This window comes from Trinickia sp. EG282A (genome assembly GCF_040965455.1).
GTDB lineage: Bacteria > Pseudomonadota > Gammaproteobacteria > Burkholderiales > Burkholderiaceae > Trinickia > Trinickia symbiotica.
In genome coordinates, this window is the sequence record NZ_JBFRCC010000001.1 from 533833 (window position 1) to 548051 (window position 14219).

A 14219-nucleotide genomic window follows, 5' to 3' on the forward strand; every position below is an offset into this window, starting at 1 on the left:
TCTCGGCCCGGATGGGACCGGATTTCACATGCATAGCATTGGTTGTCGATTGACAACTCGTGATTTTTTCACTATCCTGGTGCGCACATGACCCGGCCTACCCACCCGAAAAAGGAGGTTGAGGAAGCGCTGAAGCACGCCGAGGCGAATGGCTGGACGGTGAAATTGGGCGGCGGGCATGCGTGGGGAAGGATCTATTGCCCCTATGAGGATGATGAGTGCCGCTGTGGCGACTTTTGCATCACGGGCGTCTGGAGCACGCCCAAGAACCCGGGCAATCACGCTCGGGCGTTGAGGCGGGTCGTCGATAACTGCACATCGGAAAAACAGCCGAAGAGCAACGTTCGGCGAATGCCAGGCAGGAATTAGAGATGGAATACACCTTTACCCTGAAGTACCAGTTGCAGGACGGGCACGGCGACCTCGACGATTTGATGGAGCGTCTCGGAGCGGCTGGATGCGAAGATGCGCTCGTTGGTATGGGGCAATCGGGGCGTGTTGCGCTCGAGTTCGCGCGTGAGGCCGCGTCGGCCGAGGCCGCTTTCGTCAGCGCGCTCGCCGATGTCAGGCGCGCGCTTCCGGGCGCCCGCCTCATCGAGGCCGTGCCCGACTTCGTCGGCTTGACCGACGCTGCCGAGGTGATTGGTGTGACGCGGCAGAACATGCGCAAGCTCATGATTTCCCACGCCAGGAATTTCCCGGCGCCGGTGCACTGCGGCACGACGGCAATATGGCATCTCGCGGACATCCTGAGCTGGCTGCAAACCCGTGGCACTTACGAGCTGAAGGCGGGGCTTGTCGAGGTCGCGGCGACCGCCATGCAGATCAATCTCGCAAAGGCGGTCCGTCAGGCTATTCCCGGCGTGCAGCGGCAGGTGGGTGAACTCGTCGCGTGAAGGCCTGCTCAGGCGGGTGGCGGCTTCGGGTGAGAGGCGTCGCCTGGCGCCGGCGGGCGAGGCTCGTCGCCCTCGTCGTCGCGTGCCCAAAAGAACCGATCGGGCAGGTAGGCGCCCATGCCTGGGCGAAATGCGTGCAGCGCGGTCTGAAAGAGGTATTCCTGCGCCTCGCGGGCCGCTTCGGCCGGTTCCTGGCCGTTCGCAAGCAGGGCGGCAATCGCGGTGCCGAGCGTGTCGGTCATCCCCATCACCCGATAGGACGGGCGGTCCCACAAGTCCTGCCGCAACTGACCGTCTTCGCTGAAGAGCGTATTGACGAGCCGGTGCGTGCCGGCTTGCATCGACAAAATGTACTCCGTGCCCTGTGAGAGCAAATGCGCGATGGCCGCGTCGAGGCTCGGAGATTCTGCATCGCCGTCAGGTTGAGCGAGGGCGGCCAGCGTCGCCTGGTCCGCGACGAGCAAAGTAGTTTGGGGTGCAAGCAACTCGGCGATCGATTCCCGCAGCTCGTCGGCCGCGAGCACATGCTCATCGTCGAGCGTGAAATCGGGCGCCAGGATCAGCGGCACATCGTCATAGTCAGCGACGACTTCCGCGATCGCGCTCACCACCTCGGCCTTGGTCGCGGCACCGACCTTGAAGGCCGCGATGGGCATGTCTTCGAGCAGCATGCGGGCTTGCGTGGCAACGACATCGGGGTCGAGACCCGTCACTTCGTCGCAATTGGCCGAATCACGCACGGTGTAGCCCGTCAGCACGGATACGCCATGGCAGCCCATGCTGGCGAGCGTCAGCAAATCGGCTTGCAGGCCGAAACCGCCGGTTGGGTCGGATAGACCGAAAGTGAGAACGATGGGCGGGGCGGTGCTGGGCATGGAAGGAACGTGGGTGAAGTCGCAAGCTTTGAAAACGGGCGGCGCGTTGATGCCGCAATGGGCTCAATTATGCGGCCGAATCCGCCTCGGTGGCTTGCTGCATTGCGCAAAGAGGCTATCCAGCGCGGCGGCAAAGACGGTACCATCATGGCTCTTCGATCAACGGACCTGTCGACGCGGCAAAAGAATGGAATTCAAAAGCTACATGTGCCTCATTTGCGGCTGGATTTACGATGAGGAAGCGGGATTGCCAGATGAGGGGATCGCTCCCGGTACGAAATGGGAAGACGTGCCGGTGAACTGGACTTGTCCGGAATGCGGGGCACGCAAGGAAGACTTCGAAATGGTCCAGATCTGACCGCACGAGCATAGCGACGGCAAGCGGCAAGCATGCCGTTTCCGTGCCGCGATGCGATTCCCATGACACCTTCCGCCTCGCCCGCCCTCGAAGCCTTGCCGAATCCTCGCGGAGCAGCCGTTCGCGCGGCCGAAAGCGCGCTGGCGGAAGCGCGGACGGCGTTCGAATCGCATGCGGCGGTCGGTGCACCGCTTCTTCGGGCCGCGAGCGCGCTGAAGCAGGCAGGATGGCTGCCGGCGCAGCGCTTTGCGGACACATTGGTTCTCGCGTCACCGTTCGCGGACGGTGAGGTCGCGCAGCGGTTCGGTGCGGCGCTCGGCGATTTCCGCGCTGCGCTGACACGCCGCAATCTGCGCGAGCTCGCCTGCTCGCCGACGCTTTTCGGCCACTACCGCGCACTCAATGCGCATATCGTCAGCCACCAGGCGAATGCGTCCGAAGTTGCCTATGAGGACCTCGCGCTAGCGGGCCGGCCGATCGCTCCCGCAGTGATGCGTTCGCTGCCAGCGCAGCCGCTTGCCCGCTTGCGGGCGGTCTACGAGGACGCTTTGCTCGCCTTGTTGCGCTCGCGCGAATCGACGGCTTCCGCGCTCGACGAGCTCGATCGATGCCTCGCGGAACTTGCCGGCAATGATCCCTACGACGTTTGGCGCCTTGCGGCACATTGCGCACGCGCTTTGCGCCTCGCAGGCCGGGCGACGTCCGGCAACGACGATGCGAAGCGTTTTTATGCGCGCTGCAATCTGCTGCTTGCCGACGAGGCGCGCGGCCTCACGGTGGCGCCGCGCTCGTTCGTGCGCGCGGCGCTTGCGTTGCTTTGGCGCGACTACGCGCTCTATGGGGCGGCGGCCGAAGATGCCGACGATGTCACGCTGCTGAGCGACTATGGGCTCACGGTCGACTGGCATGTCGCCGGCTCGTTGGCGTCCGAAGTGGCCTGGGAGGCCGGCGCGGCCGAGGCGGAGCAGAAAGCGGTCAAGGACGATGCGGCCGTGCGCGAGATCGGTGCATTGTCGATCAACGCAAGCGCATACGAGGATTTCTTGCAGACTGCCGACGGCGCAATGGCCAAGCTCGCGACACGCGCGGGTAAGCCCGATGGCAGCGTCGTGCCCGGCTCGGCGATCGAGGCGACGGAATCGGCCGAAGCGGCTTACCGGCTGGGCGCCGCGGCCTGCGCGTTGGGGCTTGGCCACATTGCGGCGCTGGCCGAGGCATTGGGGCTCGCTTGGCGGCTGACGGCGCACGCGCGCGAAAGCGCCGCACCCGCGAGGGCGCCCGAGCCCGCCGCAATCGACGGCGCCACCGAGGCGTTGCGCGCGATGCTGCTGCGCGTGGCGGCCGGTGTGGCACCTCCGGACGCCAACGCGGCTTTCAAGAGGATCGCCCAGGCGATCGAGCGAACGCAGCCGATGCCGGCCGGGCGCGCCTCCTAGCCGTCGCCGTCTTCCCCCGTCTTCGCTTGGCCAGTCTGATATCGCCGCGCTCCGGCGGGGCCGGACATCGACCGTGATAGAGTGTCTTCAGTGTCTCCGATGAACGGCATGCCGTCCGTCCGCCGCGCGGCGTATTTCGCATATTGGTGCATTGGCGCGCTTCGTGCGTTGTCGCGCCCGCCCCCCTAAGTCAGGGGGGCGATTCCGCACTGTCTTTGCTAAAATTCGTACCATGCCTAAGAGTAACGATCGCATCAACCTGACGAACCAGTTCCTGATCGCCATGCCGAACATGGCTGACCCGACGTTTTCAGGAACGGTGGTCTACCTTTGCGATCACAGCGATCGCGGAGCGCTCGGCCTCGTCATCAACCGGCCGACCGACATCGACCTCGAGTCGCTCTTCAGTCGCATCGATCTCAAGCTCGAAATCGAGCCGCTGCTGCATGTTCCCGTCTATTTCGGCGGCCCCGTTCAGACCGAACGCGGCTTCGTGCTGCACGAGCCGGTCGAGGGCAGTTCGTACACGTCGTCGATGGCGGTCACGGGCGGCCTCGAGATGACGACGTCGAAAGACGTGCTCGAGGCCGTGGCGAGCGGCAAGGGTCCGCAACGTTTCCTGCTCACGCTCGGCCATGCCGGTTGGGGCGCGGGTCAGCTCGAAGAAGAAATCTCGAAGAACGGCTGGCTCACGGTCGAAGCCGATCCGCGCATCGTCTTCGAGGTGCCCGCCGAAGAGCGCTTCGAAGCGGCGCTTGCGCTGCTCGGCGTGTCGCCGTCGATGCTGTCGGGCGACGCGGGACACGCATGAGCAAGCCCGTCGGGCGTGAGGCGACGCTGCTTGCGTTCGATTATGGCGAAAAGCGCATCGGCGTTGCGATCGGCAATGCGCTGACCGGACAGGCTCGCGCACTCGCCGTCGTTCCGAATCCCAATCGTGAAGCGCGCTTCGCGGCCGTCGGCAAGCTGATCGGCGAATGGAAGCCCGACGCGCTCGTCGTGGGCCTGCCGAGCCATCCCGACGGCACGCCGCATGAGATGACGCGGCTCGCGAAACGTTTCGGCAATCAGTTGAACGGCCGTTTCAATCTTCCGGTGAGTTGGGTCGACGAACGATATTCGTCTGTCGAAGCCGAAGCGGGCCTGCGCGCCAGCGGTGGGCGTGCCGAGATGCTCGATGCTGAAGCGGCGCGCATCATCCTTCAACAATATCTGGACGGTCTCTCCCATGAATGGCATTGACGCCGAAGCGTTCTATCGCGCGTTGCTCGCGCAGGTTCGCGACGCCTACGGCAACGCGTTCGGGCAGCCCGACGGTCCCGCGCTCGCCGGCATTCATAGCGGCGGCGCATGGTTGGCTGAGCGGCTTGCGCATGACCTGGGAATCGAGGGCTTCGGCGTCGTGAACGTCGCGCTCCATCGCGACGATTATGCGAAAAAAGGCCTGCACAGCCAGGCCAGTCCGACGTCGTTGCCGTTCGACGTCGACGGCCGCAGGATCGTGCTCGTCGACGATGTGCTCTACACGGGCCGCACCGTGCGAGCGGCGATCAACGAGCTTTACGACTACGGCCGCCCCGCCGCGGTCGAGCTCGCGGTGCTGGCCGAGCGCGGTGGCCGCGAATTGCCGATTGCGGCGCGCTTCGTCGGTGGCCGGGTCGATCTCGCCAGCGATACGACGCTCGTGCTCGTACGCGAAGCCGACACGCGCTTTTCGTTCCGCACGGAGCCGCGCAGCGACTGAGGCTTTGTCGCCACCACTCCTCGATTCGTAGCGGCTGAGCGATCGCATCGTCCGATAGCGGCTAGCGAAACGGCCGGCAAACAGTCAACTCAAGTTCGAAACAGGCAATAGACACAGAGATGAACATCGTCAACGCGGGCCAAGCCGACAACGGTGACCGAGCCGGCACGAACCCATCGCCAGAACGTTTTCGCTACGGTTTCCTCAAGGGCAACCCGCAGCTCACGAAGAACGGCGAATTGAAGCACCTTTTGACGATCGAGGGACTGCCGCGTGCGATCGTCAATCACATTCTCGATACGGCCGAGCAGTTCGTCAGCGTCACCGATCGCGAGGTGAAGAAGGTGCCGCTGCTGCGTGGCAAATCGGTCTTCAATCTGTTCTTCGAGAATTCGACACGCACGCGCACGACGTTTGAAATCGCCGCGAAGCGCTTGTCGGCGGACGTGCTGAACCTCAACATCAACGCCTCGTCGACGAGCAAGGGCGAGTCGCTGCTCGACACGATCAACAATCTTTCCGCGATGCATGCGGACATGTTCGTCGTGCGGCATGCGTCGAGCGGCGCGCCTTATCTGATCGCCGAGCATTGCGCGCCGCACGTGCATGTCATCAACGCGGGCGATGGCCGCCATGCGCACCCGACGCAGGGCCTGCTCGACATGTACACGATTCGCCACTACAAGCGTGACTTCACGAACCTGCGCGTGGCGATCGTCGGCGACATTCTGCATTCGCGCGTGGCGCGCTCCGACATCCACGGATTGACCACGCTCGGCGTGCCCGAGGTGCGGGCGGTCGGGCCGCGCACGCTGTTGCCGGGCGGCCTCGAGCAGATGGGCGTGCGCGTGTTCCACAATCTCGACGAAGGGCTGGCGGATGTCGACGTCATCATCATGCTTCGACTCCAGAACGAACGCATGAGCGGCGCGTTGCTGCCTTCGGCGCAGGAGTACTTCAAGAGCTGGGGCTTGACGCCCGAGCGCCTTGCGCGCGCGAAGCCCGATGCGATCGTGATGCATCCGGGGCCGATGAATCGCGGCGTTGAAATCGATTCGCAGGTGGCCGACGGCCCGCAATCGGTGATCCTCAATCAGGTGACGTTCGGCATCGCCGTGCGCATGGCTGTGATGAGCATCGTGGCCGGCAACAACGATTGACGCCAAAATCGGCAGACCGAGAGAGATAGAAGAAGGGCAGAGCAGCGCATGAAGATTCATATCCAAGGCGGCACCGTGATCGATCCGGCGGCCGGCACCGAGCGACGAGCGGATGTGTTCATCGCGGACGGCAAGATCGTCGGGAACGGTCTCGCGCCGGCCGATTTCGAAGCGACCAAGACGATCGATGCAGATGGGCTTTACGTGGGGCCCGGTCTCGTCGACCTTTCGGCGCGGCTTCGCGAGCCAGGCTACGAACACAAGGCGACGCTCGAATCTGAAACGGCCGCGGCGCTCGCGGGCGGCGTGACGAGCCTCGTTTGCCCGCCCGATACCGATCCGATCCTCGACGAGCCGGGCCTCGTGGAGATGCTCAAGTTTCGCGCGCGCAACCTCGATCGCGCGCACGTGTACCCGCTCGGCGCGCTCACCGTCGGGCTCAAGGGGCAGGTCATCACCGAGATGGTCGCGCTGACCGAGGCCGGCTGCGTGGGGTTTTCTCAAGCGGAGCTGCCGATCGTCGATACGCAGGTGCTCCTGCGCGCGCTTCAGTATGCGAGCACGTACGGCTACACCGCGTGGCTGCGCCCACTCGATGCCTATCTTGCCAAAGGCGGCGTGGCCGCGAGCGGCGCCGTGGCGTCGCGCCTCGGCTTGCCTGGGGTGCCCGTTGCGGCGGAGACCATCGCCCTGCATACGATTTTCGAGCTGATGCGCGTCACCGGGGCGCGCGTTCACCTGCCGCATCTCTCGTCGGCCGCGGGAATTGCTCTCGTGCGCGAAGCCAAGGCCGAGGGCTTGCCCGTGACATGTGATGTGTCGGCAAACCACATTCATCTGATCGATGTGGACATCGGCTACTTCGACGCGCAGTTCCGCCTCGATCCGCCGTTGCGCGCGCAACGCGACCGCGAAGCGATCCGCGCCGGGCTGGCCGACGGCACGATCGACGCGATCTGCTCCGACCACACGCCCGTCGACGACGACGAGAAACTGCTGCCGTTCGCCGAAGCAACACCGGGAGCGACGGGGCTCGAGTTACTGCTATCGTTGACCGTGAAATGGGCCGAGGAAGCCCGCGTGCCGCTTGCCAAGGCGTTGAACCGCGTCACTGTGGCGCCGGCCGACGTGCTCAAGCTGCCGGCCGGGCGAATCGACGTCGGCGCGACGGCCGACATTTGCCTCTTCGATGCGGGCGCCCACTGGCGAGTCGAGCCTCGCTCGCTGAAGAGCCAGGGGCATAACACACCGTTCCTCGGCTACGAACTGCCCGCGCGCGTGCGCGCGACGATCGTTGCGGGACGGGTCGCATTCGAGCGGAATTGAGCTCGTCGCATCGATGGCGACGGGACGAGACGAATAAGAGAAAGAGGGTGGACGCGATGAAGGTAGGGCTCGCCAAGATTCGGCTCGTGGTGCATCTGCTGCATGGCATGTGGGTCGTCGCCACGCGCTTTTCCCGCGCGTCTGAGGCGTACAAGAACGCGCGGATCCGTGCCTGGTCGCTGAAGCTGCTGCGCTTGTCGGGCATGCGGCTCGTCGTGCATGGCGACGAGCGCAGGCTCGATCAGGGAGTGCTCGTCGTCGGCAATCATATTTCGTGGATCGACATCTACGTCATCAATGCGTGGCGGCCGACGCCGTTCGTATCGAAGGCCGAAGTGCGCGATTGGCCGATCGTCGGCTGGCTCGCGTACCGGCTCGGCACCGTGTTTGTTCAACGCGAGAAGCGCAAGGACGCGCTGCGGACGATGCACGAGATGGCCGCGCGACTGCAGGCGGGGGAGGTGATGTGCGTGTTCCCCGAGGGCACGACATCGGACGGCGTGTCGCTGCTGCCGTTTCACGCGAACCTGTTTCAAGCGGCCGTTTCGGCCGGATGTCCGGTGCAGCCGATTTGCTTGCTCTACGAGGATGCGCAAGGACGGCAGACCACGGCGCCCGCCTATATCGGCGAGATGTCGCTCGGCGAATCGCTCGATGCGACGTTGCGCGGTGGGCCGATTACGGCGCATGTTTTCGTGGGCGAACCGATCGTGCCCACGAGCGACCGACGCGCATTCGCCGCTCAAGCAAGAGATGCTGTGGCGTCCGCGCTTACGTGGATGCAGGCAAAGTGGCCGCCGCCCGTGGGCGCCGAGGTGCAGTTCGAGCAGATGCCCGATGACGGGCGGCCTGCGGAAGCCGGCGGGGCGGGCGGCGCATGACGAAGAAGCGCCGTTGGGAGGCGAACGATTGCCTTCCTTCGGGACCTTGCGCTTCCCAAGGCGACAACGTTTGCTAGCGCTCGAAGCGACGCTCTTCGATATGTGTGCCGATGAACTCGACCAGCTTCGCAACGGAACCGGCGATCGTCGAGCGTGAGGTATCGACGACCAAGTCCGGCGAAACGGGTGGCTCGTACGGCGACGACAAGCCCGTGAATTGGCTGAGCTCTCCGCTGCGCGCTTTCGCGTAGAGCCCTTTCGGGTCGCGCGATTCGCAAACGTCGAGACTGCTGTCGACGTGAATTTCGAAGAACTGATTTCCGATGATCTTTCTCGCCAGCGCTCGATGTTCCGCCGCGGGGGAAATCAGCGCGGCAATGACGATGAAGCCCGCTCGCTTGAACATTGCCGCGACTTCCGCGGCGCGCCGGATGTTTTCGCGGCGATCGCTGTCGCTGAAGCCCAATCCTGCGTTGAGACCCGTCCTTAGGACGTCGCCGTCAAGCACCGTTACGAGGTAGCGGTCCGCTTCGAGTTGCTCCTTGAGCGCGTTGGCCAGCGTTGACTTGCCCGCGCCGGAAAGTCCCGTCATCCAGAGCACGCCGCCGTAGCTTTCGGCGGCAAGTTTCGTGCGGCGGGACGGCAACTGCCACGCTCGCGATGCGTCGCGTCTGCCTTGTATCGAGCCGTTTTCCGGGCCCAAGCCGTCGAGGGTTCGCAAGATTGCTCCGCAGTTCGTATTCAAATGCCATTCTAGAAAAGATGACGATTCTCAAGAACCCGTTAATCGTTACCGAATTTTTCACGGATACGTGTGCGGATTCACACAATGACCGTCGATGCGCGTCGACGCTACGTATTTGATTGCGTCCGCTCGCGTTCATCCGCCACTCGACCGCATCCGCCGCAGTCCACCTGCATGAGCGTCCGCTCGGCTGGGTTCGCCGCGAGCCGCACCGCCGACAGGCGATTGCCCCAGACGCACCCCGAATCGAGGCCGATGACGTTGTCGCGCATCATGAGGCCGAGCGCGGCCCAATGGCCGAAGACGACGGTGATATCGGCCGTGCGGCGGTTCGGCGCGTCGAACCAGGGCATATGCCCCGGGGGCGCGGAGGCAGGGCCGCCGTTTGCGGCGAAATCCATCTTTCCGTCAGCGGAGCAGAAACGAATGCGCGTCAGTGCGTTGAATGCCACACGCATGCGCTCCTTTCGTCGCAGATCGGGGCTCCAGGTGCGCGGCTCATTGCCGTAGAGGTCGGCGAGCGTCTCGGCCCAAGCGGGGCCACGCAAGGCGCGCTCCAGCTCCTCGGCCAGTTCGAGCGTCAATGCCGCATCCCATTGCGGCAGCACGCCCGCATGGACGAGAAGCATCCCCCGCTCGAAGTGAGCGAGAGGGCGGTGACGCAACCAGTCGAGCAGATCGGGGGCATCGGGCGCGGCGAGGATATCGCTCAACGTGTCGCCCGATTTGGTGCGCCTCACGCCGGCCGAGACGGCCAGAAGGTGGAGATCGTGATTGCCGAGCACGACGGTGGCACGCGCGCCCAGGCCCGCGACTTCCCGCAGCGTGGCGAGTGAGTCCGGGCCGCGGTTGATCAAGTCGCCGGCGAACCAGAGTGGGGTGTCTGCGCTTGCGGGCAGTTGGCCGAGCAGACGCATGAAGGGCTCGTGGCAGCCTTGGAGGTCGCCGAAGGCGAAAGGCGTTCCGTCGTAGACAGGGTTGTTCATGGGGAGAGGCGGCAGAAGGCTATGTGTAGTTTGTAATGTGTTCGAGCACACCTGCAATGGGCGAGCCTGGCACTTTTTCCGATCGAACTGTACCGCAGCAGACGATTTTTTTCAGATTTGCTCGCTAATTTCAATGCATAGAATGAGGCGGCCCAAGACATGAACGAGCGGTTGCCTATTGGCGAACCGTAGCGTTGAACGAGCAAAGCCAATGCCGATTAAGAATCAGGACTATGCCACGCGGCGAACGATTCGGCGCGCGTTGATCACGGGCGTTCGAGGCTTTACGGGCGAATACGTGCGCGACGAACTGCTGCAAGCTGGCTACGAAGTGCACGGCACGTTGACTCTGTCCGATATCGAGCGAGAGCCACCCGCCGAGCACGAGCACGTGCTCGATATTACGTCGGTGCATGAGTGCCGGCGCATTATCGGCACCGTTAAGCCGACGCATATCGTTCACCTCGCCGCCATCAGCTACGTGGCGCACGATATCGCGCTCGATATGTATCGCGTCAACGTACTTGGCGCACTCAATGTGCTCCAAGCCTGTATCGACGTAGGGTGCCATCCGGGGAAGGTGTTGATCGCGAGCAGCGCGAACGTTTATGGAAACGCCGCGGGCGTGATCGACGAAAATGTGCCGCCGGCGCCGGTCAATCACTATGCCGCGAGTAAGCTTGCGATGGAGCATCTCGCGCGGACCTGGAGCGACAAGCTGCCGATCGTCATTACCAGGCCCTTCAACTATACGGGTCGCGGTCAGTCTGGTCGCTTTCTCGTGCCCAAGATCGTGTCGCATTTCACGCAACGCCGGCCGTTCGTCGAACTCGGCAACCTCGACGTCGCGCGGGATTTTTCCGATGTGCGCATGGTCGCTAAAGCCTATCGAGCGCTGCTCGAGTCGTTTGCCGTCGGCGAGACCGTCAACGTCTGTAGCGAACGGCCACGCACCTTGCGCGAGGTCATCGCTATCGTCCGCGAGGTGACGGGGCACGACCCCGAGATCCGAACCAATCGTGCGTTCGTGCGCGACAACGAAGTAAAAGTGCTCGTGGGATCGGCGGCCAAGCTGCGTCGGTTGGCGCCTGCGGTTACGCCAATTGATTTTGGGGACACGATCCGGTGGATGTGCGGTGCCGGCATCGCCGTCGAGAGTCCGCTGACCCTCGAACCGTCTCCTTGATGCGACACTTTTTTGGCCGGCCGGCTGTATCCAGTTGTTAGAACTGAGGGTTTCCGGGCGCGGGGCCTTTATAATTGCAAAGTTTGACGTCTCGTCCCCATCCTTCGTAAGGAAACTCCATGATCCTGGTTACGGGTGGCGCCGGCTTCATCGGCGCCAATTTCGTGCTTGATTGGCTAACGCAGTCCGATGAGGCTGTGCTGAACGTCGACAAGCTGACCTATGCGGGCAATCTCGGCACGCTGAAGTCGCTGCGGGGCAACCCGAAGCACGTATTCGCCAGGGTCGATATTTGCGATGGCCCCGCCCTTGAGGCGCTCTTCGCCGAGCATAAGCCGCGGGCGGTCGTCCATTTCGCGGCCGAGAGCCACGTCGATCGGTCGATTCATGGGCCGGCGGATTTCGTTCGTACCAACGTGGTGGGCACTTTTACGCTGCTCGAAGCCGCGCGGAGCTATTGGAACGGCCTCTCAGAGGCTGACAAAGCCGCCTTCCGCTTCCTGCACGTGTCGACGGACGAGGTATTCGGCTCTCTGTCCGCGAGCGACCCTCAGTTCTCCGAAACAACGTCGTATGCGCCGAACAGTCCTTATTCGGCGACGAAGGCGGGCTCCGATCATCTCGTTCGTGCGTACCACCACACGTATGGTTTGCCAACGTTGACGACGAACTGCTCGAACAACTATGGTCCCTATCAGTTCCCCGAGAAGCTCATTCCGCTGATGATCGCCAACGCGCTCGGAGGCAAGCCGCTGCCGGTGTACGGCGACGGTCAAAACGTGCGCGACTGGCTTTACGTCGGCGATCATTGCGCGGCGATTCGCGAAGTTCTTGCGCGCGGAAAGCCTGGCGAGACGTATAACATCGGCGGCTGGAACGAGAAGAAGAACCTCGATGTGGTTCACACGCTTTGCGATTTGCTCGATAACGCGCGTCCCAAGGCTGCGGGTTCGTACCGCGACCAGATCACGTATGTGAAGGACAGGCCCGGACACGACCGCCGCTATGCGATCGATGCGCGCAAGCTCGAGCGCGAACTCGGTTGGACGCCGGCCGAGACGTTCGAGACGGGCTTGGCCAAGACCGTGCAGTGGTATCTGGACAACTCCGAGTGGGTCGATGAAGTCGCTTCCGGCGAATACCGGAAGTGGGTGGAGACGAACTACGCGCAACGCGCGTAAAGGCGGTTTCATGACACGCAAGGGCATTATTCTCGCGGGTGGCTCGGGCACGCGCCTTTACCCGATTACGCACGTCGTCTCGAAGCAACTGCTGCCTGTGTACGACAAGCCGATGATCTACTACCCACTATCGACACTGATGGTGGCCGGTATTCGCGATGTACTCATCATCTCGACGCCCCAAGATACGCCTCGGTTCGAAGCAATGCTCGGCGATGGAAGTCAGTGGGGGATGAATATTCAGTACGCAGTGCAGCCGTCGCCCGACGGTCTCGCTCAAGCGTTCATCATCGGTAAGCAGTTCATCGGCAACGATCCGTCGACGCTGATTCTCGGCGATAACATTTTTTACGGACACGATCTGGCGAAGCAGTTGGAGCGCGCGGCCGGCAACGATGCAGGCGCAACCGTGTTTGCGTACCACGTGCTCGACCCTGAGCGCTACGGCGTGGTCGAGTTCGACCGGCAATTCCGTGCTTTATCGATCGAGGAAAAGCCGAAGCAGCCGCGTTCGAACTACGCGGTGACGGGCCTCTATTTCTACGATAACCGCGTCTGCGACATTGCCGCGGAGATCAAGCCGTCCGCACGCGGTGAACTCGAGATCACTGACGTCAACTCCCAATATTTGGCCGATGGCTCACTCAACGTCGAGATCATGGGGCGCGGTTATGCATGGCTCGATACGGGCACGCACGATTCGCTGATTGAGGCTGCTACATTCATCGCGACACTGCAAAAACGGCAGGGGCTCGTTGTGGCCTGCCCGGAAGAGATCGCTTACCGCCGTGGTTGGATCCAGGCGGAGCAGTTGCTTAAGCTTTCGGAGCCGCTCGCGAAGAACGGCTACGGACAGTACCTGAAGAACATTCTTAGGGATCAAGTGGCATGGCCATCCAAGTAACCGCTACGGCATTGCCGGAAGTCAAAATCATCGAGCCGAAGGTCTTCGGCGATGCACGTGGGTTTTTCCTCGAAAGCTTCAATGCTCGCGAGTTTGCCGATAAAGTTCAGGCGAACGTCGAGTTCGTTCAGGACAATCACTCGCGCTCAGGAAAGGGTGTGCTGCGTGGCCTCCATTACCAGATCCAACATCCTCAGGGCAAGCTCGTGCGTGTGGTGGAGGGCGCGGTCTTCGACGTCGCCGTCGACATTCGCCGGAGTTCTCCCAACTTCGGTAAGTGGGAGGGCATTGTGTTGTCGGCTGAGAACCACAAGCAGCTTTGGATACCCCCGGGATTCGCTCACGGGTTTGTCGTCTTGTCGGAAGCGGCGCAGTTTCTTTATAAGACCACGGATTACTGGTATCCCGAGTTTGAACGGAGCATCGCGTGGAACGATCCGACCGTTGGGATTGAATGGCCGATAGACTTCGAGCCTCTGCTCGCCTCGAAGGACGCCGCGGGAAAACGCCTCGCTGACGCTGACGTTTTTGAGTGAGGGGT

The 14219-nt window shown here is 63.0% G+C and carries 17 protein-coding genes; 14 read left to right on the forward strand and 3 right to left on the reverse strand.

Annotated elements, in window-relative coordinates; genetic code table 11:
• The first annotated feature begins 87 nt into the window (after nucleotides 1-87).
• On the forward strand, nucleotides 88-369 hold the full coding sequence (locus tag AB4Y31_RS02400; protein ID WP_368672538.1) for a hypothetical protein: 282 nt from the start codon (nucleotides 88-90) through the stop codon (nucleotides 367-369).
• Nucleotides 370-371: 2 nt separating this feature from the next.
• A complete protein-coding gene (locus AB4Y31_RS02405) occupies nucleotides 372-896 on the forward strand; it encodes an AlpA family transcriptional regulator (protein WP_018442379.1) in 525 nt (174 codons plus the stop codon).
• Nucleotides 897-904: 8 nt separating this feature from the next.
• On the opposite strand, the gene AB4Y31_RS02410 is transcribed toward AB4Y31_RS02405, so the two are convergent.
• A complete protein-coding gene (locus AB4Y31_RS02410) occupies nucleotides 905-1771 on the reverse strand; it encodes a hydroxymethylpyrimidine/phosphomethylpyrimidine kinase (RefSeq protein ID WP_368672539.1) in 867 nt (288 codons plus the stop codon).
• Between the two features lie 187 nt (nucleotides 1772-1958).
• On the opposite strand from AB4Y31_RS02410, the gene AB4Y31_RS02415 reads away from it, so the two are divergent.
• The 8 genes from AB4Y31_RS02415 (at nucleotide 1959) to AB4Y31_RS02450 (ending at nucleotide 8676) form a co-directional block, all read left to right on the forward strand.
• Entirely contained in the window at nucleotides 1959-2129 is a 171-nt protein-coding gene (locus AB4Y31_RS02415; protein WP_018442377.1) for a rubredoxin, read from the forward strand.
• Between the two features lie 62 nt (nucleotides 2130-2191).
• The gene (locus tag AB4Y31_RS02420; protein WP_368672540.1) at nucleotides 2192-3565 is read left to right on the forward strand and encodes a hypothetical protein; all 1374 of its coding nucleotides are present in this window, start codon (nucleotides 2192-2194) and stop codon (nucleotides 3563-3565) included.
• A gap of 232 nt (nucleotides 3566-3797) precedes the next feature.
• Nucleotides 3798-4376: a YqgE/AlgH family protein gene (locus AB4Y31_RS02425; protein ID WP_107150562.1), complete on the forward strand. Its 579-nt coding sequence runs from the start codon at nucleotides 3798-3800 to the stop codon at nucleotides 4374-4376.
• Complete coding sequence (gene ruvX / locus AB4Y31_RS02430) at nucleotides 4373-4807, forward strand: Holliday junction resolvase RuvX (protein ID WP_368672541.1); 435 nt, start codon at nucleotides 4373-4375, stop codon at nucleotides 4805-4807. Before AB4Y31_RS02425 ends, ruvX begins: the two co-directional genes overlap by 4 nt.
• Nucleotides 4794-5309: a bifunctional pyr operon transcriptional regulator/uracil phosphoribosyltransferase PyrR gene (gene pyrR / locus AB4Y31_RS02435; protein WP_368672542.1), complete on the forward strand. Its 516-nt coding sequence runs from the start codon at nucleotides 4794-4796 to the stop codon at nucleotides 5307-5309. The genes ruvX and pyrR overlap by 14 nt, the downstream gene beginning before the upstream one ends.
• A 119-nt stretch (nucleotides 5310-5428) precedes the next feature.
• Nucleotides 5429-6469, forward strand: a complete 1041-nt coding sequence (locus tag AB4Y31_RS02440; RefSeq protein WP_368672543.1) for an aspartate carbamoyltransferase catalytic subunit — start codon at nucleotides 5429-5431, stop codon at nucleotides 6467-6469.
• Between the two features lie 48 nt (nucleotides 6470-6517).
• On the forward strand, nucleotides 6518-7795 hold the full coding sequence (locus AB4Y31_RS02445) for a dihydroorotase (RefSeq protein WP_368672544.1): 1278 nt from the start codon (nucleotides 6518-6520) through the stop codon (nucleotides 7793-7795).
• Between the two features lie 56 nt (nucleotides 7796-7851).
• On the forward strand, nucleotides 7852-8676 hold the full coding sequence (locus AB4Y31_RS02450; RefSeq protein WP_368672545.1) for a lysophospholipid acyltransferase family protein: 825 nt from the start codon (nucleotides 7852-7854) through the stop codon (nucleotides 8674-8676).
• Between the two features lie 73 nt (nucleotides 8677-8749).
• On the opposite strand, the gene cysC is transcribed toward AB4Y31_RS02450, so the two are convergent.
• Complete coding sequence (gene cysC, locus AB4Y31_RS02455) at nucleotides 8750-9397, reverse strand: adenylyl-sulfate kinase (protein ID WP_368672546.1); 648 nt, start codon at nucleotides 9395-9397, stop codon at nucleotides 8750-8752.
• A gap of 131 nt (nucleotides 9398-9528) precedes the next feature.
• Nucleotides 9529-10407 carry a symmetrical bis(5'-nucleosyl)-tetraphosphatase gene (locus AB4Y31_RS02460; RefSeq protein ID WP_368672547.1) on the reverse strand — a complete coding sequence of 293 codons (879 nt, stop codon included), beginning with the start codon at nucleotides 10405-10407 and terminating at the stop codon, nucleotides 9529-9531.
• Nucleotides 10408-10618: 211 nt separating this feature from the next.
• On the opposite strand from AB4Y31_RS02460, the gene AB4Y31_RS02465 reads away from it, so the two are divergent.
• The 4 genes from AB4Y31_RS02465 to rfbC all read left to right on the forward strand — a co-directional run bounded on the left by AB4Y31_RS02465 (nucleotide 10619) and on the right by rfbC (nucleotide 14214).
• Entirely contained in the window at nucleotides 10619-11593 is a 975-nt protein-coding gene (locus tag AB4Y31_RS02465) for a GDP-mannose 4,6-dehydratase (protein WP_368672548.1), read from the forward strand.
• A 119-nt stretch (nucleotides 11594-11712) separates the two neighbouring features.
• Nucleotides 11713-12774: a dTDP-glucose 4,6-dehydratase gene (rfbB, locus tag AB4Y31_RS02470; protein WP_368672549.1), complete on the forward strand. Its 1062-nt coding sequence runs from the start codon at nucleotides 11713-11715 to the stop codon at nucleotides 12772-12774.
• A 10-nt stretch (nucleotides 12775-12784) separates the two neighbouring features.
• Complete coding sequence (gene rfbA, locus AB4Y31_RS02475) at nucleotides 12785-13678, forward strand: glucose-1-phosphate thymidylyltransferase RfbA (protein WP_368672550.1); 894 nt, start codon at nucleotides 12785-12787, stop codon at nucleotides 13676-13678.
• Complete coding sequence (gene rfbC, locus AB4Y31_RS02480) at nucleotides 13663-14214, forward strand: dTDP-4-dehydrorhamnose 3,5-epimerase (protein ID WP_368672551.1); 552 nt, start codon at nucleotides 13663-13665, stop codon at nucleotides 14212-14214. Before rfbA ends, rfbC begins: the two co-directional genes overlap by 16 nt.
• Nucleotides 14215-14219: the final 5 nt, after the last annotated feature.

Excerpts from the sequence above, each read along its gene's own strand:
- AB4Y31_RS02400 (WP_368672538.1), top strand. The coding sequence starts at position 88 with ATGACCCGGCCTACCCACCCGAAAAAGGAGGTTGAGGAAGCGCTGAAG.
- AB4Y31_RS02405 (WP_018442379.1), top strand. The coding sequence starts at position 372 with ATGGAATACACCTTTACCCTGAAGTACCAGTTGCAGGACGGGCACGGC.
- AB4Y31_RS02410 (WP_368672539.1), bottom strand. The coding sequence starts at position 1,771 with ATGCCCAGCACCGCCCCGCCCATCGTTCTCACTTTCGGTCTATCCGAC.
- AB4Y31_RS02415 (WP_018442377.1), top strand. The coding sequence starts at position 1,959 with ATGGAATTCAAAAGCTACATGTGCCTCATTTGCGGCTGGATTTACGAT.
- AB4Y31_RS02420 (WP_368672540.1), top strand. The coding sequence starts at position 2,192 with ATGACACCTTCCGCCTCGCCCGCCCTCGAAGCCTTGCCGAATCCTCGC.
- AB4Y31_RS02425 (WP_107150562.1), top strand. The coding sequence starts at position 3,798 with ATGCCTAAGAGTAACGATCGCATCAACCTGACGAACCAGTTCCTGATC.
- ruvX (WP_368672541.1), top strand. The coding sequence starts at position 4,373 with ATGAGCAAGCCCGTCGGGCGTGAGGCGACGCTGCTTGCGTTCGATTAT.
- pyrR (WP_368672542.1), top strand. The coding sequence starts at position 4,794 with ATGAATGGCATTGACGCCGAAGCGTTCTATCGCGCGTTGCTCGCGCAG.
- AB4Y31_RS02440 (WP_368672543.1), top strand. The coding sequence starts at position 5,429 with ATGAACATCGTCAACGCGGGCCAAGCCGACAACGGTGACCGAGCCGGC.
- AB4Y31_RS02445 (WP_368672544.1), top strand. The coding sequence starts at position 6,518 with ATGAAGATTCATATCCAAGGCGGCACCGTGATCGATCCGGCGGCCGGC.
- AB4Y31_RS02450 (WP_368672545.1), top strand. The coding sequence starts at position 7,852 with ATGAAGGTAGGGCTCGCCAAGATTCGGCTCGTGGTGCATCTGCTGCAT.
- AB4Y31_RS02460 (WP_368672547.1), bottom strand. The coding sequence starts at position 10,407 with ATGAACAACCCTGTCTACGACGGAACGCCTTTCGCCTTCGGCGACCTC.
- AB4Y31_RS02465 (WP_368672548.1), top strand. The coding sequence starts at position 10,619 with ATGCCGATTAAGAATCAGGACTATGCCACGCGGCGAACGATTCGGCGC.
- rfbB (WP_368672549.1), top strand. The coding sequence starts at position 11,713 with ATGATCCTGGTTACGGGTGGCGCCGGCTTCATCGGCGCCAATTTCGTG.
- rfbA (WP_368672550.1), top strand. The coding sequence starts at position 12,785 with ATGACACGCAAGGGCATTATTCTCGCGGGTGGCTCGGGCACGCGCCTT.
- rfbC (WP_368672551.1), top strand. The coding sequence starts at position 13,663 with ATGGCCATCCAAGTAACCGCTACGGCATTGCCGGAAGTCAAAATCATC.